Genomic DNA, 15,297 nt, shown 5'->3' with positions numbered 1-15,297 from the left:
ATATATACCATATTCCTCAATAGCTCAGTCGGTAGAGCGCATGACTGTTAATCATGATGTCGCTGGTTCGAGTCCAGCTTGGGGAGCCAAAACAAAAACATACAAACCGTTTCGATAATATGCGGCTGTATGGTAATCAAAAAGCGTCGGGAATAACTTCTCGGCGCTTTTACTTTTCCCTAAACAAGAAATCTCCCGCCCTCAATCGAGAGCGGGAGAAAATTTTATTTATCCTCCTTTGAACCTATCTGCATATCAGCAGCCTCTTCCGTTTTGGATTTAATGTTTTTCGCCAGTTTCAAAAGGAAAGGCGGCAGAGGTGCACCGATGTCCTTGACGTTCTCCAGAATGGAAATGATCTCGTTGGCGATGAGCCAAACAGCCGCCACCGATGCAACAAGAAAATGAAACGGTATCGTTACCCCTATATTCGCAGCGGCAAAAGATAAAAGCCAGTCCAGTATAGCGCCTACCGCAACCAACAGCCACATACATATTTTCTTAGCGATACCACGAATTGATTTGTACGAGCATACAGTCTCCTGACGGTACTTTGCGGCACACAGCCCCGTGCCATAGTCAATGATGTTGCACAGTATCAGCACGATCATTGGAACGTAAAGCAGCCCGAGCCAGCTTGACAACGCCGCACCAATGGCTATAAACCATCTTTTAATATTATCCATGATGATCTCCTTTCTTATTCCAGTCCTTTGTCCGATATCCAGCCGCCTAAAGCAGGCACATATGACCAGCCTGTGGCGACGCTAAGTACCTGCCCACCCTTGACCTGGGCTATCACAGCGGCATCGGCAGAGGGAAGCTTTCTGACATTCCAGGTGCCTTTCTTAACAGTTACCTTCTTGCCGATGCCAATAGCAGATGATGTGCCGGGCTTTGTGGCGGTTGTGCTGTCAATGGTGATCGTGGGAGCCTTGTCCAGATAAGTGAGATAAGGGCACTTACCCCACCATTTCCAAGGTCTGAGTGCGAGTTTTGTTTTGACTACACCAAACTCATGTCCACGAGCTTCGATGACCTCACCATTGCCGATGTACACGCCTACGTGACCCGACATAAAGACCAGTACACCGGGTGTGTCAGGCATGGTTGAGATGGCACCACGCTCCCTGCAATTCGCCCGCATCATATTTGCGGACACATCTTGAGCGCTGTTGTATTTGGGTGTCGAGGTTGCTGTATCAGACCATAAGTAGCCCTTAATCAGGCCCACGCAATCATGTACACGCTTGCCATACTGCGACGGAAAATTGTCGTAAGCTGTGCCCTCCCACTTGTAATACACGGGCCATTGCTTTTTCTTGGCAATATAGAGTGCTTCGTTCGCTGTCTGCCCGAATGTGCCGTACCAGTACGGCTTGCCAAGCTGTGCCTTGGCATATTCGACAAGTCCGTAATTTGTTTTTGCAGCCATTTTCATTCCTCCTCAGATTTCCTAACCACAGGAATATCAAATTTTTTCAATTTCTCTTCCAGATCGTTAATTTCATCTCTTACCGCCTGCCGCTTGGCGTTTAATTCGGTAATGTCATACGGTGCAGGCAGCCCCATCAACGCATATTCATAGCACTTGGCTATTTTCCAGTCGCCTATGGGGCTGGCGCTATCCGACAGCTTCCAGCGACAATCAGCAATTTTCTGCTGGATTTCATTGTATGTATCCATTTGTCGTACCCCCTCAGCCTATGCAGAAACAGGGGCGGACGGCAAGTGCAACCCCGGCACCATTGCGGGTTGCATTACCATTGCTAGTCATAGCCACAAATTCGTTTCCCCCAGCGACTGCTTTTAGCCAGCACCAGTTGCGGTCACAAATATATTTTGATGCAATTCTAAACAACGGAAATTGCCTATAATTTACACCTGCATCATAGTTGTTCCCCCACAGATTACTGCCATACACTTCTGGTTCGGACATCAGATTGATTTTTATATCGTGCCATTCCCAATTATTGGCTGTACTATTTGTTGCACTGCTACTCAGAATTTCACGATGTGTCAGCAAATGATTATTTAATTTTACGTCAAAATGCGTATTATACACAGGCAGCACTGATGCGAACATAAAACTGTTTACATAGCCCCCGACAGCTGTGTTTGTACTGTTCATTCGATTGGTTCCAATATTCTTATCAGGTACGATTACAGCATGATGCTGTGTAAACGCCGTATCACCAGTATTCAGGTATGTATCTAAACCAGCAATGCGGAATTTTGTATTGTATGCAACAGTCTGGGTCGATTCCACCAGTGATTTTGTACCATCATCACTGGTCTGCTCTACGAAACAGGGGACATTCGCAATGTCTCCCGACAACGTGAAATAGTCACCGATGTAAATGTCAGAAAACGACCCGTCAGCAATCATAGCGCAGATATCATTGATATCATATCCCTTTGCAAATAAATCATCGCCACGAAAGATATTATTATGATTTTCTGCAATACTGGTAATCCACTCTGTCTCGTCTTCAGCCGGAAAATCGGGTTCCCCGTCAACATAACGTTTAACGTCCTTTTCGTAGTTTTGAGCGATTTCAGCCGCAGTCAACGCTCTGCTGTACGCCGCCAAACGATAGAAATTATATGCGCCTACCGCATAATTGGTATCGCCTGCACCCAAACAGCCCAGATACGTATTTTTGGTTGATTTCTTGTAGTCGGATAACGTTTTTGTTCCGACCAGTGCGCCGTTCACATAGAAATTAAACGCCTGTCCGTCATAGGTTATAGCTAAACCATATGACGTATTCTGACTGAATGCTGTGGCGATATTCAGGTAACTTGTCGATGCCTCAGAACGTATAGACGCATTCAACTGACCGTTTTCAGTGTAAATGCCAAAACCAGCCTTGTCAAAATTGCTGATAATATCATTTTCACCTGTGGTTCCGCCCGTTATTTCAACGAACAGTTCTACAGTAAAACGGTCATAGTCAATCAGGTCGGGTATCTTCATCGCTGTTGCGATACCTGTCTGTTTGACGTAGTGGTTAGATGCTATCAGTCCGGAACCGCTGCCGTCTGTGTATCGGCTCATGGTCTGACTGTTCACCATATCGACCCATGTGTTGCCGTTTGTGGCATGTTTAGGCGGGAAGTTATAGATGCCATCATAGAACATCTTTGCTCCGGGGGTATATCCCAGTGATGTGGGGGTTATATCAACAGTTTCACCACCCCCTTTCTGTGCCACCTTAAAACGGTTGCTGTCGCTGTACTGACCAACGACTGTGACAGTGCCATTTCCATTCAGGTACAGCATAGTGCCATTGAATTTATCGCCGCAGTTGGCAATAACAAAACTGCTGTCCTTAGCGACAGTCACTACACCGTCGGTGCCTTCCACACATTCGGCGTTAATAGTCGATACCTGTATCGCACTGCTGCCGTCATTTCTGATACCGTAGAACGGATAACGGCGGTCAAATTCCACCGTTGTCAGACCGCTGACAGCTACAGTTGTTTCCTGGGTTGTTATCATATAAATTCCTCCCTTTTAGATTTCAGGTTTTAAAAGTCTCATAAAACACTTTTTCTGCCCTGCACAGCTCCGCTGCTATGGACGGGTAAAGTGATGCTGTGCTTGGCGCAGCGTATCCATAGCCATTAGATGCCACATTGTTGCCAACCGCATATATGGTGCTTGATGTACTGTTAGTCTGCTCATCGGTGCCCGTCTGTTCATCGGTTGCGGAATCATAATACGTATATTTATACTTATACGTCAGGCTAAGTCCAATCTCATTAGCCCCGTATTGTCTCGGCTGTGCGGTTGCGCTGGCTTCAACCAATTCCCATTCTGACAAATTCACCTTGTGGATTATGCCGGATTCGGTGTCATATAGATACGCCCATTGATTCCAGAACATAGTAAACGTAGAATACGCCCCATAAAATGGGACATTGTTTTTTGAAACGACCTTGCACAGCATTCCATAATTATACCGTACATTTATGTTATATTGCGCATAGGTGGTGTTGCCGCTTTCTATATAGCCCAACGTATTATCAGCGTGAACTTTAACGTCTGTTCTATAATCCCCATAGCTCAGACTGCACGCAGTAGGCAGCGCCGCCAGCTGTTCCAATGTCAGAAAACCGCTGCTCTGCGGCACATCAACCATCACAGGCGCAAATCCCACATACCCCTCAGCCTTTTCAGCGTCGGAAACATTGTATGTGCCATTTTCCGTTATAGTTATGGGCTTGACCTTGCCGCCTCCCGAGCTTCCCCCGCCCGCCAACGCCTGAGTGATAAGCCCTCCGCCTAATATCATGTTCCCGCCTCCTTATACACCCTCGCCCAGTGGGCATTCTTCCGTTTCCCGCCGTCAATATCATACGTCACCGTGATAGTGTACGGCTCGTATTCAAATACCTTTGTGCCCGCCGTTTCTGTTTCATTAGATGTTACAGACAGCAGCGGATACAGACAAAAAATCTCGTCGCTGTCACGCTGACGGATAAGCTTGTCGCCCAGGTCCTCATATTCCGAGGGGTCATAATGCTCAGCCACTGTTGACTTTCGCCTCCTTTTGGCACACAAAACTCAGCCCGTTTTCACCGAACATCATGCAGCCATGTTTCTTGCCCAGCTTTACCCGATTTTCAATAGCCCTGCTGTACAAATCATGATACTCACTGAAACTGCAATCCGCCTCAGGCGCAGAAACATCAGCCACGATTCCCAGTCCCGTGAAATCAAAATCAACACTCAGCACAGGAAGCTTGTCGCCGCCGTATGCGATGAAATCACCAATGTTGTACAAATAATCAGTGATCATCTGCGAACATTCCCAGCCGTGATATGCGTACTCACCGCCGCTGCCGACTATCTGCGATACCATCTGCTGTACAGCCGCCTCAGTCAGATACCGTCCCGAAATGCGCTCCGTGTGACGCCAGTCGGAGCCCGAGGCATACTCGTTGCCATATGCCTCATCAGTGGCATATACCCCCGTAATGTGCTTGGTGCCCCGCCTGATGACCTCCGTCCTGTCGCTTTCCGCAGGCATATCCAGCCCCGAAGAGGGCGCAGAAAACGGCACAAACGCCAGCACACCGCCGCCGTCATGCCAGTATCCCACATCATTGTGTGACAGGTCGCTGAGTATGACCCTGCACGTCTTGCCCGCAAAATCCTGATAGCACAGCTGTGCCATGCGCCCCGAATATCCGCCCTCGGTGAAACCGCACTGATTGGCGATCGCTCCCACTATCTGAGACGTGGGATACCGCTTTGCCTTGCTTTCATCGAAAACCTTGTTGCCGTCATCGTCATAGGTGTACTCAAACTGATCATATCCACTGTAATCAAAGGGGATATCCAGATTTTTACAAAGATCATACGCCGTGATGCTTGCCACACCGCCAGAATAGGACTGCTGGGTAATGTAAAAGTCAGGCAGCAAATAGCCGTTAAATGTTACCTTGCTGCCCTCTATAAACGGCACAGCCGACCATACATCACAGGAAAATTCCGTTGTGGCCACACCGTCAAATCCCTTGCCTTCCAGCGACCGCCTCAGCCTGATGTTAGCCAGTACGTCCGCACCGTATTCCGTACCCTGATAGGTTATCTTGTACGGCAGGCTAAAGGCCTGAGCCCGTGAGAGGGCAGGTCATAGATACGGATATGTTGTAATAGTCCACCGTGCCGTCGTTAAATACAGGCACACAGCGGATAGTCGGGCGGTCAAACACATTGGTCTGTACCGTGGGGCATTTGTATTTTACGGTCACCTCGTCCGCATTGCAAGCGGTCACAAGGGCAGCTGCTACCGTGTCCGACAGCACCTGAAAATCAGCCGACAGACTGACGCTCACACCCAGACATTTCTTACGTTCCTTGCCGTTTACAGCAGTGAAGCTGTCCGAATACACAGGCGCTGTTGATATATCTACAGCCTCGCATATAACGTGTTCGGACATATCCACATTGCCGATTTTTAAGATCGTATCATTCATGCTTTAACCTCCGCTGGCGGTTTTAGCCCGCTTGTTTTCCTGCGCAACAACCTTAGCCACATACTTGCCGTCCAGATCAACCACCTTGTAAACAGGGCTGCCCGATGAAGCAGATGTGCGTTTGACCGCCGCAGACGTGTCCTGACTGTCCGCCGCCGTTGTGTTCGCAGCCGATGTGTTGGCAGAAATGCTCGCTGAAGAGTTGGCAGCAGATACATTCGCCGCCGCAGCGTCAACGTAATTGCCATCAAAAACGTCCTTCATGGACTGCTCCCAGTTAGCCTTGAACGCTTCCATAAAGCTGTCGCCAAACAGCGTGCCTGCGTCAGTACCTAACTTCTCGAACTCGTCTGAGTTTTCCGTCACCATGTTGGCAATGATGTTGTTTACGCCCTCATCGTCCTTGTACAAAGACTTGATTTTCGAGAGCTTCTTGGGGTCTTTCAGCAGCTGCGTTGCATAGTCCAGCGCCGCTTCCGGGTCTTGTTTGAGTAGTTCGGTTATAAGGCTGTCAGGCACATTCTTTTCGTACAGCTCGGCGATTTTTGATGTCAGCTTTTTCTTGGCAGCCAGCTTTTTCTCAAATCCGCTAAGGTCTATCTTGTTTGACTTGGTTTTAGCCCCCGTCCGCTTGTCCGTTTCCTCAGAGCTGTTGAAGATATCGCCGCTTTTCAGACTGCCCGCCAGACTGTCACGGGATTTTACAATACTGTCGTAGGCTTTTTCAATGGCATTTTTCTGATTTTCCGCCGACTTCTGTGCTTCCTTTTCGGCGCTGTCATCGGTTTTTTTCTGCTGCTGCAGCAGTTTCAGATTGTAGTCCTTGTAAGTCTCCGAATTGTGGTCAAGGGTCTCGATGAAAGCCCGTTCCTGCTCCAGCAGCCAGCTGTCGTCATAGCCCTTTTCCAGCTGCTCGGTTTCAATTTCTCGGAACTTGTCCTCGACGGAAGTTTTCAGGGCGTTTTCAGCGTCCTTTTTAGCCTGCTCCGCTTCTTTTGCAGCCTTTTCAGCTGCCTTTGTCTCGGTGTCCGCAAGCTTGTCATAATGGTCTGTTACCTTGTCATAAAGCTTCCACCACTCAGCATCTTCCTCATTGCGGTACTGCTCTAATGCGGCTTTTCTGCCTGCCCAGTATTCCTCTTCCGTGACCTTGTGGACAGCATATTTGTCCTCCAGCTCCTTGAGCGCCGCATCAAGCATTTCCGACTTATCTACCACGCCGTCAACGCCTGCATCGGGCATACTGTCAGCTATAGCCTCGGAAACAGTTGTGCCTGCTTCCTCCGCCGCCTCTGCCGTGTCATCAGCCGAGGCGTTCAGACTGTCCGCAAGGTCTTTGTACGCCCCTGTCAGCTCGCCCTTCTGAGCTTCTAGCTCGTCCAGAGCTGCCTGCAAGCGTGCGTCCGCCTCTTCCTGTGACCCAAGCACAACATAACCGTCATCTTTTGCCATATTGTCAGCAGCCTTTTTCATAGCCTCATTAAGTCCTGCAATGGTGCTGTTGGCACCCTCAGTCCAGTCAAATGATTTAAGACCGCTTACTATGTTTTCACAAATAGACTTAGGCACATCGGTTATCAGCGCCTGTCCTGCGTCCATCAGGGCGACCACAAGCTTTTCGATGATAACAGGTGCCTGCCGCAAAAGCTGCGGGATTGATGCCGCAAGTCCCTCCGCAATGGCTCCGATAAGCTGCACGCCTGCGTCAATAAGCTTGTCCGCATTGTCCAGCAGCGTTTCGGTTATCGTCAGAGCTGCATTTACCACCGCAGGAACAAGGCTGTCCAGATTGTCCGTCAGCCCCTGAGCCAGAGCCAGCACAATATCCACAGCACCCTGTGTGATGATGTCGGCATTGTCGAGTATTGCCGTTATAAGCGCCGTGCAAAGGTCAGCCGCCGAGCCTGCGACCTTGGGCAATGCGGATATAAGCCCCGACAGCAGAGTGTTGATTATCTCATCTGCGTTTTCCGTAACAATGGGTATGGCAGTGTCAGCAATGGAGCTGAGAGTATCAAGCAGTGCCGCAATAAGGCTGTTAGCACCCTCAATAACGGAAGGCAGCATCTGTTCCAGCGTGTCGGGAATAAGGGGCAGAAGATTTTCGGTAAGCTCTGTAATGCCTGTTGCCATCTGCGGCAGTACCGCCATAATGCGGGGCATAAGATTGTTTGAAACCGTAACAACGCTGTCAATAACATCACCCAGCAGCTTGTCGAAATCCTGCGCAGGGTCGGCAATGCCTGTCATAAGGTTCTGCCATGCTCCCTGCATTGTGGCGATGGAGCCCTGAATGGTGGTAGAAGCTTCCTTTGCTGTTGTGCCCATTGCATCAAAAGCTTCTTCCTCAGTCATAGCACCGCTTGCAACAGCTTCAGCCGCCTGTTTTGCTGTAAGACCCGAAATGCCCATTTCAGTCTGCACAACGTGAATAGCATCAACAATGTCAGAAAAGCTCGAAACATCATAATCAATATCAATGCCGAATTTGGTTTTCTGAATTTCCTCAGCTTTGGCAAGAAGCCGCTCCATTTCCTCTTTCGTGCCGCCATAGCCTAATTTGAGGTTGTCGAGCATCGTGTAATTCTGCTTTGCAAATCCCTGATACGCATTTTGTATAGATTGCATATCAGTACCCATTTTGTTTGCGTTATCTGCCATGTCAGCAACGGCAGTGTTAGCCTTTTGGGCTGCAGTGGCAGTGTCACCGCCAAGACTGCTGACAAGAGAAGCCGCAAAGCCTGTGACGGTCTCCATATATGCGTTACAGCTCATTCCCACAGTGGAAAACGCCTCTTCCGCATAACCCTTGACCACATCGGCAGAATCGCCGAACAGTGTTTCAACGCCGCCTACAAGCTGCTCGTAGTTGGCATAGCTGTCAATAGCCGCCTTGGAAACAGCCGCTACCGCCGCAGATGCAGCACCCACAGCCGCAAGAGATATCTTGCCTATCTCCAGTGCCGCTTTGCCCGCCGCAGAGCCTATCTTTCCCAGAGCGCTTTCGCCCTTTTTTCCTGCTTCCTCGCCTTTTTGACCAGCGTTCTGAGCTGCATTGCCCACATCGTCAAGGTCACGCACAACGCCCTGAGCCTGCGAGGACACCTGCCCCATCTGGGCAAGAGGTCCCTGCATAAATGCCTGTGAGCTGTTGGCAAAGGAAGCAATGCTTCCGGAAGCCGCTGATACGGAAGCCCCCATTCTTTCAGCACCTGCCGCCGCCTGTGACGTGTTTTCGGCAGCCCTTGCAGCCGCAGAAGCTGTGCTGCTCAGAGCTGTCGCCGCCGCCGCTGCATTCGTGCCTACCTGTTCGATGCTGTCACTCGCCGCTGCCATAGATGCAGCAGTCTGTTCTGCCTGCTTCTTGGCATTGTCGAGGGAGGCTTTCAGCCCGTTGTCATCGCCCGTGATCTTGTATTTTATCTCGCCCGCTTCACTCATTTTCTCACCTCCCGCATTTTCTTTTCAGCTTCCTCAGCCCTGCGTTTAAGGTCGGCAGCAATGGCAGCGTTGCGGTCAGCCGCAGCCTCAAATCGGCGCTTGACCTTTACCTTGAGCCCGTAAATGCTTTTGAGCTTTGATATCCTCTTGCGCTCTGCGCCTGACTTTATCTCGCCAAGGTTCTGCGCCCTTATGCCGATTATCTGTCTGAGCTTGCAGTCATCGGGCAGCCCCTTGAACAGTGCGCAGAAGTCCAGCCAGTGGAGCTTTGCCGTCCTCAGGTCAATGCTGTATGCCCCCATGAACGCCGCATAAAAATACCCCTCGTCCTCCGCAAAATCAAAGCAGGGGACAGGGGTCTTGCTGCCTATGGTGCTGTTGTCCTTTGCCGCCGACAGCCCTCTGACGTAAAATTCGTCCATAGCTTCAGCCGCCTCCGCAGCACCTATGCCCTCGGGCAGCCCCGCAAAATAAAAGCGGCTCACGATATCGGTAAGTCCCTCAGTGCGCCGCCTTAGCACCGCCGCCGAGTATTCGCACATTATGCGGAAATCGGGGTCAATGGGTATCTTAACGCCGTTTACGGTCAGTATCTTACTGTTTGGTGCGAACATCGGCAAAGCGGTCGGTAAACGCCGCAGTCTCGACCTGAATGTACTTCAGTACGTCCAGGCGCTCCACAGCCGAAGCAGTCCTGCCCTCGAAGATCTCAGCAGCGCAGCCGTCACCCAGAGCGGCGTCAATGGCATTGTCAATGGCAGCCACAACAGCGGCCTCATCTTTGCAGCCCTTAAGCTCTCTCAGCTTCACAGCAGCCTCTGTTACCCTTTCGGACATAGCCTGCGAAAAAGATATGGGATATTTCTTGTCCTCGATCTCTACCGTACAAATGCGGTCTTTAAATCTGTATGCCATAAAATCAACCCTTTCAGTTTAAAATAAAAGGGGTCGAAATCGACCCCGTATGATCATGCCGCTTCTCCGTCCTTGCTGTAATACTTGCCCTTTGCAAATTCGGGCGCAGAGCTGCCCTTGACAAGCTTTGCAAATGCGCCGTCCTTGCGCTCATAGTAGCTGTCATATTTGGTAGCCCAGTCGGAAGGCGAGCTGTCAAGCACAGTATAACCGCCGAAGCCCTGATAGGTGAACTTAACAGGGTTGTCGCCTGACTTCTTGATGCTGCCGCTGACAGAGAGGTTCTCCTCAGGTGCGCCGCTTCCGTCATCGGAGATGATAAGAGAGCCCTTGCCCTTTTCGCCCTCGCCTGTGAGAGTGTTGAAATAAACATAGTTCTTGATAGCCGCCTGACCGATAGCATACTTCTGCTCATGGCTCAGCGCATAGTCCTGGAACTCATCGCCGATGTAACGGTCCTCAGTGAAGTCAATGCTTCTCTGGTTGCCTGTTTTAAGGGTAGATTTGCCCTTGTAGTAATAGCTGTTGGTCTTTTCCTCAGGGTTCAGCGATGAAGAACGGTCAGTACCGCCGCCGTAGCAGACAACAGCATAGTCATCTACATCAGCGCTCTGCTCTTCCGAGATATCCACCGCAATTACCATATTGTCAGTGGTCAGGAAGCCCTTGAAATTGGGGTCAGTCTTTACCCCCTTGAACATATCTTTCAGAAACATCAGATTACCTCCTTGGTATAAAAATCAATGTTTACACTCGCCGCATATATCCAGCAGTGAGCGTTCTTAACTGTCGGCGTGGGGAAATTGGTTATTCTGCATCTGGGCTGAGTAATACCCTCAATGTCCCATTTGCCGTACACCAGCGAATTTAAAATGCCGCTGAGCCTGCCGATAAGATCCTTTTGCTTGTCTATGCCGCCCATCGCCGTTATCTGCAGGGTGAGCTGTACTTTTTTGGTGCCGTCAAAATATTTTTTCAGCACCTTTGCTCCTGCAAGCATTACAGCCGTGCGGTCATTTTCAGAAACAACGCCTATAATGTCGATGTCCGCAAGCTCTCTTGCCTTTTCGGGGAATTTGTCGTATATCATAGCCCGTTGCTCCTTAATGTGTTTCGGAAAGTGATATCCCACTGCTGCCTGTGATTGTTTTCGGCAACCTCGCACCAGCGGGCTTGTGCAAGAGGGTGCTTATCCTTTGAATACGAAAGCGGAATATTTGTAAGATGCTTGCTTTCTCCGCTTTTTGCCCACGCACTTCCGTTATCGGCAAGCATAAGCAAACCAAAATATAAATATTGTGCGTATGGCGCATTCCAGACAAGCTCTGCGCTGTCGGTATCGGAATGGATAACAGATGAATCCATCAGACCGCCGTAATCATACGGTGCATATTTGTTGCAGTCTCCAAGCGCCTGCTCTGCCACATCAAACAAAGCTGCTCTCATAGCCCTGTCAGCCACAATAGACATATCAGGCCCGTTTATCTGTACATCAACGATCATGTCAGTATCACCTCCAGATGGTGCGGCTCTCCGCCGTCCGCAAAGTATGTTTCGATTTTCTGCACAACGTAATCACGCCCCATAAAGCGGATAATATCGCCCGTGCGGAACTCAAAGTCCTCAGGTGTGCTGTTGCGGCAGTCGTAAAACATCTTAGCGCTTACCTGCGGGATATCGCCCCCCAGAGCAAACGTCTGAGAGCGTGCAGGGATTATGCGCACCCATCTGAGCACAGCAGCGACCTCAGTATTGCCGCCGCCCCAGCCGTCGGAAGCTGTTTTGCGGATAACATCGGCGTAATGCGGCAGAAGATAGCGGGGAATAGCCGCCGTCAGCATACGCCGCACCCCCTGTATAAAAGCCCCGCCTTGTCCAGATAGGCAAGCGCCCTCGAACATACTCCCGCAGAGCTTCCGCCCGCACCGCTGCCCGAAGCACCCCCCTGAGACATGGAGAACGAGCCCACAGTGAACGATGATACGCCGCCCGATACAATACTGCACCACGGCTCAACACCGCCGCACAGCCCTATATATTCCGCCTGAGCGCATACAGCAAAATTATATGCCCTTTCCTGGGTTTCCCCGTCAGGCTCGGTGAGGATAACGCTGTCTATCACGTTTCCCGCACGGAGGAGCAGGCGGCTCAGGTCGTCATACTCCACGCCGCCGTAGATGTTTATGTAGAAATCCCTGTCAGCCGCCATAAAATCACTCCTTACGCCTTAAGCATCGCAGCAGTCACGGTGATATAGCCGACAGTGACCGCCTTGCTGTCCGAGTTAAAGCAAACTACCTCGATAACATTGCCCTCGGCAGCTGCGATCTCGGTAGTGCCGCTGGTAAGCGCTGTGCCTGCGTATGCGGTGGAAGTCTCGCCGTAAACAGCCCTTGCGGAAGGATTTACCTTGTACGCATAAGTGCCGCTTGCATCGCCGCCTGCCGCAACGGTGATAACAGTCTTGCCCTTGGTGCTGCCTGCCGCCGCTGTGAGCTTAAGGGAGCCGGGAGCATATACCGCACGGATAGCCACGCTTCTGAGCACCTTGTGAGCATATGCGATTCTTCCCTGTACCGCACTTGCACCGATGTACTTGCCCGAGCCGTTCATGTCCTGGAGATGTACGGGAACGGAGAACTCTTCCGCTCTGGTCGCAAATCTGGGGTGGCCTGCGATCATTGCCAGACCCGCAGTCTTGTCATTCCATTCAATGACGTTAAAGCCCGCAATGCGTCCTACGATACCGCTCTGAACTACGTTGTCACCCAGAGATGATGCCTTAACGAACTCAGGGGACTTAAGGATAAATGAGTAGGTCGCAGGGGTAACCAGCAGATAGCGTCTGCCGTCATCGGGAATATTGGCCTCGCTCATCTGCTGCCTGATATCCACGATATCGCTGTAAATGCCGTCAACGGTAAGCGCACCGATGTTGGTAACGGTAGCGCCTGCGAGAAGTACGGTAGCGCCGTCAGTATCCTCAGCAACGGCAAGGGCATAGCCTGCACTGTCAAGTCTGTCCGCAACAAGGTTGTCGGGGACAAGCTGCGCATCGTAGCCGTCGATAAGCTCATTTACTGCCTTTTCCTTGTCGATGGGGAAGTTGATGTAAGATGTGCTGCCGTGCTTAACGGGAATGCCGTTTGCACGGTCGTAGTCCGATACCTCCACCTCCGCATCTCTTACGGGGATCTTTACAACGCCCGCCTTGGGGCTGCCCTCGTAGTCGGTGTTAAATACAACGCCGTTTTTCAGCTTGTTTTCCTGGCGAATCTTTGCCAGAACCAGAGCCGAATATCTTTCCTGTGCTTCATGTGCCATAAATTACATTCCTCCTGTTTTTAGATTTTTATGTTGGGATTTTTCGCAAGGAACGCCGCCTCTACGCCCGAAGGCTGCTTGCCGCCGTTCCCGAAACTTACCCCTGTGGTGACACCCTGAGGGGCGCTTTTCGCAGAGCAGAAAGAAGGGTATTTTGAGATGACCGCATCAATAGCCTTTTCGATAGGCATATCGTCCGATACCTTTGCCATAGCCAGAGCGATAACGTCATCTACAGCCTCGGCGGTTACACCCTTGGAATAAGCGCAGCACTTAGCCTCAGCCGCCGCAAGCTTCTTCTCGGCGTCCGCCCTGCCATTTTCTGCAGCGGATATCTTTTCCTGTGAAAGCTGTTCGGCAGTTTTCTGACTGTCCTGCCACTTGCGGAACGCTTCCATCTCTTCCTTTGAGGGCTGTCCCTTTGCCTGCCTTTCAAGTCTCTGCTTGACTATTGCGTCAAGCTCTGCCTGGGTAAATGTTTTTGCCGTCTGCTCAGGCTCAGACGTAGATACAGCCTTTTCAGGGAGATTTGCTCCGCCCTTTACAGCCTGTGTGGGATCACCTCCGTAGGCTCCCGTGGAGCCATTTTCAGCCTTGTTGGTTTCGGTTACGGTTGTGTTTGTTTCTGCCATTATGATTACCTCCGTTTATAGCCTGTCGGCTTGTTTTTCCGTCCTCAGTTTAACGCCGTAAGTACGTTTAGGGCATAAAAAAAGCAGCCGTAAAGCTGCTGATTTACTGTTTAACCCCCTAGATTTCGAGGGGCTTATGTTTTGGTGGAGCCAACAAAACGTGATTTATAGCCATTTTGTTGAGGTCAGCTGAGGATTACAGTACAACGCCCTCAATTACTGCTCTTGCCTGCAATATAGCGATATAATCTTCCATCGTCCTCACCTGAAACTCATACAGTGATCTGGGACACGTAGGCGTGAAGTTCAGTTCGCCCTTATCCCATTTTTCAAGCATTGCTTTGAGCTTTTTGCAGCGTATCGCAACCTGTCCGTACTCGGCTTTGAACCTGTCCTTGTAATCGGAGCTTGCCATAAGCTTGGCTGTGTCTGTCAGCTCCATAGGTCTTGCTGCTGTTTCGTTCATAACATCATATCCTTTCTGTTTAATACCTCTGAACGGTATAATTATTCGCTTACAGGTTCATAAGTCTTTTCAAAGATATCAGGCTTGCAAGGATACTGTTCTCCGTTCACACCAGTGATGATGTAGTCGCCGACAGATGCCGTCATATCACCCTCTAATGTGTGGATAACGACTTCCTTGTCAGTCTGATACGCTTCTACCACAACAGGCTTCTTGCGGTATTTCATGACATCATATCCTTTCATTTTGATATAAAAACAGCGCATATGTTACCGACAAAAATGTCGTAAACATACACGCTTGTGTGGGTATAAGAAAACCGCCTTGTTATTTCAAGCTCTGAAATATTGGTTATTCTTTCGGAAATATATTCCACATTCTCACTCCTCCAATAAAAAATCACCCTACTTGTGTAAGGTGATCAAAAGTCGATTATCTTTATATCTCCGCAAATTTCCGATAAGCATTTTCCGTCAAAAAAAGGGCGATCCATAACATCGTCAATGCTGTTGACGGTTAAAGTGTTAT

The 15,297-nt window shown here is 50.1% G+C and carries 20 protein-coding genes and 1 tRNA gene; 1 reads left to right on the top strand and 20 read right to left on the bottom strand.

All coding sequences use genetic code 11. The features are described 5' to 3' along the window. Positions 1-13: 13 nt before the first annotated feature. A tRNA-Asn gene (locus OCV68_RS14390) sits at positions 14-89 on the top strand. Positions 90-224: 135 nt separating this feature from the next. Here OCV68_RS14390 and OCV68_RS14385 read toward each other — a convergent pair. The 20 genes from OCV68_RS14385 to OCV68_RS14290 all read right to left on the bottom strand — a co-directional run bounded on the left by OCV68_RS14385 (position 225) and on the right by OCV68_RS14290 (position 14,996). Next, positions 225-686, bottom strand: a complete 462-nt coding sequence (locus OCV68_RS14385; RefSeq protein WP_262573716.1) for a phage holin family protein — start codon at positions 684-686, stop codon at positions 225-227. Positions 687-700: 14 nt separating this feature from the next. Beyond that, the gene (locus OCV68_RS14380) at positions 701-1,435 is read right to left on the bottom strand and encodes an NlpC/P60 family protein (protein ID WP_262573713.1); all 735 of its coding nucleotides are present in this window, start codon (positions 1,433-1,435) and stop codon (positions 701-703) included. 2 nt (positions 1,436-1,437) lie between these two features. Then, positions 1,438-1,686: a hypothetical protein gene (locus OCV68_RS14375; RefSeq protein WP_262573711.1), complete on the bottom strand. Its 249-nt coding sequence runs from the start codon at positions 1,684-1,686 to the stop codon at positions 1,438-1,440. A gap of 13 nt (positions 1,687-1,699) precedes the next feature. After that, positions 1,700-3,505 carry a LamG domain-containing protein gene (locus OCV68_RS14370; protein ID WP_262573709.1) on the bottom strand — a complete coding sequence of 602 codons (1,806 nt, stop codon included), beginning with the start codon at positions 3,503-3,505 and terminating at the stop codon, positions 1,700-1,702. A 22-nt stretch (positions 3,506-3,527) separates the two neighbouring features. Beyond that, complete coding sequence (locus OCV68_RS14365) at positions 3,528-4,301, bottom strand: hypothetical protein (protein WP_262573707.1); 774 nt, start codon at positions 4,299-4,301, stop codon at positions 3,528-3,530. Further along, the gene (locus OCV68_RS14360; protein WP_262573705.1) at positions 4,298-4,540 is read right to left on the bottom strand and encodes a hypothetical protein; all 243 of its coding nucleotides are present in this window, start codon (positions 4,538-4,540) and stop codon (positions 4,298-4,300) included. Before OCV68_RS14360 ends, OCV68_RS14365 begins: the two co-directional genes overlap by 4 nt. Next, positions 4,533-5,516, bottom strand: coding sequence for a hypothetical protein (locus tag OCV68_RS14355; protein WP_262573703.1), 984 nt, complete (start codon positions 5,514-5,516; stop codon positions 4,533-4,535). The genes OCV68_RS14360 and OCV68_RS14355 overlap by 8 nt, the downstream gene beginning before the upstream one ends. Positions 5,517-5,616: 100 nt before the next feature. Further along, positions 5,617-5,991 carry a hypothetical protein gene (locus OCV68_RS14350; protein WP_262573700.1) on the bottom strand — a complete coding sequence of 125 codons (375 nt, stop codon included), beginning with the start codon at positions 5,989-5,991 and terminating at the stop codon, positions 5,617-5,619. Between the two features lie 3 nt (positions 5,992-5,994). Next, positions 5,995-9,432, bottom strand: a complete 3,438-nt coding sequence (locus OCV68_RS14345) for a phage tail protein (protein WP_262573696.1) — start codon at positions 9,430-9,432, stop codon at positions 5,995-5,997. Further along, positions 9,429-10,046: a bacteriophage Gp15 family protein gene (locus tag OCV68_RS14340; protein WP_262573694.1), complete on the bottom strand. Its 618-nt coding sequence runs from the start codon at positions 10,044-10,046 to the stop codon at positions 9,429-9,431. The genes OCV68_RS14345 and OCV68_RS14340 overlap by 4 nt, the downstream gene beginning before the upstream one ends. Further along, positions 10,027-10,347 carry a hypothetical protein gene (locus OCV68_RS14335; RefSeq protein ID WP_262573691.1) on the bottom strand — a complete coding sequence of 107 codons (321 nt, stop codon included), beginning with the start codon at positions 10,345-10,347 and terminating at the stop codon, positions 10,027-10,029. The genes OCV68_RS14340 and OCV68_RS14335 overlap by 20 nt, the downstream gene beginning before the upstream one ends. A gap of 53 nt (positions 10,348-10,400) precedes the next feature. Next, entirely contained in the window at positions 10,401-11,063 is a 663-nt protein-coding gene (locus tag OCV68_RS14330) for a phage tail tube protein (RefSeq protein ID WP_262573689.1), read from the bottom strand. Next, the gene (locus OCV68_RS14325; protein ID WP_262573687.1) at positions 11,063-11,437 is read right to left on the bottom strand and encodes a hypothetical protein; all 375 of its coding nucleotides are present in this window, start codon (positions 11,435-11,437) and stop codon (positions 11,063-11,065) included. The genes OCV68_RS14330 and OCV68_RS14325 overlap by 1 nt, the downstream gene beginning before the upstream one ends. Further along, entirely contained in the window at positions 11,434-11,850 is a 417-nt protein-coding gene (locus tag OCV68_RS14320) for a minor capsid protein (protein ID WP_262573685.1), read from the bottom strand. Before OCV68_RS14320 ends, OCV68_RS14325 begins: the two co-directional genes overlap by 4 nt. Next, positions 11,847-12,188 carry a minor capsid protein gene (locus OCV68_RS14315; protein ID WP_262573683.1) on the bottom strand — a complete coding sequence of 114 codons (342 nt, stop codon included), beginning with the start codon at positions 12,186-12,188 and terminating at the stop codon, positions 11,847-11,849. Before OCV68_RS14315 ends, OCV68_RS14320 begins: the two co-directional genes overlap by 4 nt. Continuing rightward, positions 12,182-12,556, bottom strand: a complete 375-nt coding sequence (locus tag OCV68_RS14310; RefSeq protein ID WP_262573681.1) for a head-tail connector protein — start codon at positions 12,554-12,556, stop codon at positions 12,182-12,184. The genes OCV68_RS14315 and OCV68_RS14310 overlap by 7 nt, the downstream gene beginning before the upstream one ends. Before the next feature lie 11 nt (positions 12,557-12,567). Further along, on the bottom strand, positions 12,568-13,671 hold the full coding sequence (locus tag OCV68_RS14305; protein WP_262573680.1) for a hypothetical protein: 1,104 nt from the start codon (positions 13,669-13,671) through the stop codon (positions 12,568-12,570). A gap of 20 nt (positions 13,672-13,691) precedes the next feature. Next, entirely contained in the window at positions 13,692-14,303 is a 612-nt protein-coding gene (locus OCV68_RS14300; RefSeq protein WP_262573679.1) for a hypothetical protein, read from the bottom strand. Between the two features lie 196 nt (positions 14,304-14,499). Next, positions 14,500-14,769 (bottom strand): crAss001_48 related protein, encoded by a 270-nt coding sequence (locus OCV68_RS14295; protein ID WP_262573678.1) that lies wholly within the window; start codon positions 14,767-14,769, stop codon positions 14,500-14,502. A 41-nt stretch (positions 14,770-14,810) separates the two neighbouring features. Next, complete coding sequence (locus tag OCV68_RS14290; protein WP_147623131.1) at positions 14,811-14,996, bottom strand: hypothetical protein; 186 nt, start codon at positions 14,994-14,996, stop codon at positions 14,811-14,813. Positions 14,997-15,297 lie beyond the last annotated feature (301 nt).

The organism is Huintestinicola butyrica (assembly GCF_025567215.1).
GTDB lineage: Bacteria > Bacillota > Clostridia > Oscillospirales > Ruminococcaceae > Huintestinicola > Huintestinicola butyrica.
The sequence above is the reverse complement of the archived record's forward strand: the minus strand, read 5'-3'. Positions and strand labels throughout refer to the sequence as shown.

What these genes read in the sequence shown, in the direction of transcription:
- OCV68_RS14340 (WP_262573694.1), bottom strand. Translation starts at nt 10,046, where the DNA reads ATGTTCGCACCAAACAGTAAGATACTGACCGTAAACGGCGTTAAGATA.
- OCV68_RS14315 (WP_262573683.1), bottom strand. Translation starts at nt 12,188, where the DNA reads ATGCTGACGGCGGCTATTCCCCGCTATCTTCTGCCGCATTACGCCGAT.
- OCV68_RS14320 (WP_262573685.1), bottom strand. Translation starts at nt 11,850, where the DNA reads ATGATCGTTGATGTACAGATAAACGGGCCTGATATGTCTATTGTGGCT.
- OCV68_RS14380 (WP_262573713.1), bottom strand. Translation starts at nt 1,435, where the DNA reads ATGGCTGCAAAAACAAATTACGGACTTGTCGAATATGCCAAGGCACAG.
- OCV68_RS14300 (WP_262573679.1), bottom strand. Translation starts at nt 14,303, where the DNA reads ATGGCAGAAACAAACACAACCGTAACCGAAACCAACAAGGCTGAAAAT.
- OCV68_RS14385 (WP_262573716.1), bottom strand. Translation starts at nt 686, where the DNA reads ATGGATAATATTAAAAGATGGTTTATAGCCATTGGTGCGGCGTTGTCA.
- OCV68_RS14370 (WP_262573709.1), bottom strand. Translation starts at nt 3,505, where the DNA reads ATGATAACAACCCAGGAAACAACTGTAGCTGTCAGCGGTCTGACAACG.
- OCV68_RS14375 (WP_262573711.1), bottom strand. Translation starts at nt 1,686, where the DNA reads ATGGATACATACAATGAAATCCAGCAGAAAATTGCTGATTGTCGCTGG.
- OCV68_RS14335 (WP_262573691.1), bottom strand. Translation starts at nt 10,347, where the DNA reads ATGGCATACAGATTTAAAGACCGCATTTGTACGGTAGAGATCGAGGAC.
- OCV68_RS14310 (WP_262573681.1), bottom strand. Translation starts at nt 12,556, where the DNA reads ATGGCGGCTGACAGGGATTTCTACATAAACATCTACGGCGGCGTGGAG.
- OCV68_RS14330 (WP_262573689.1), bottom strand. Translation starts at nt 11,063, where the DNA reads ATGTTTCTGAAAGATATGTTCAAGGGGGTAAAGACTGACCCCAATTTC.
- OCV68_RS14295 (WP_262573678.1), bottom strand. Translation starts at nt 14,769, where the DNA reads ATGAACGAAACAGCAGCAAGACCTATGGAGCTGACAGACACAGCCAAG.
- OCV68_RS14345 (WP_262573696.1), bottom strand. Translation starts at nt 9,432, where the DNA reads ATGAGTGAAGCGGGCGAGATAAAATACAAGATCACGGGCGATGACAAC.
- OCV68_RS14305 (WP_262573680.1), bottom strand. Translation starts at nt 13,671, where the DNA reads ATGGCACATGAAGCACAGGAAAGATATTCGGCTCTGGTTCTGGCAAAG.
- OCV68_RS14365 (WP_262573707.1), bottom strand. Translation starts at nt 4,301, where the DNA reads ATGATATTAGGCGGAGGGCTTATCACTCAGGCGTTGGCGGGCGGGGGA.
- OCV68_RS14325 (WP_262573687.1), bottom strand. Translation starts at nt 11,437, where the DNA reads ATGATATACGACAAATTCCCCGAAAAGGCAAGAGAGCTTGCGGACATC.
- OCV68_RS14290 (WP_147623131.1), bottom strand. Translation starts at nt 14,996, where the DNA reads ATGAAATACCGCAAGAAGCCTGTTGTGGTAGAAGCGTATCAGACTGAC.
- OCV68_RS14350 (WP_262573700.1), bottom strand. Translation starts at nt 5,991, where the DNA reads ATGAATGATACGATCTTAAAAATCGGCAATGTGGATATGTCCGAACAC.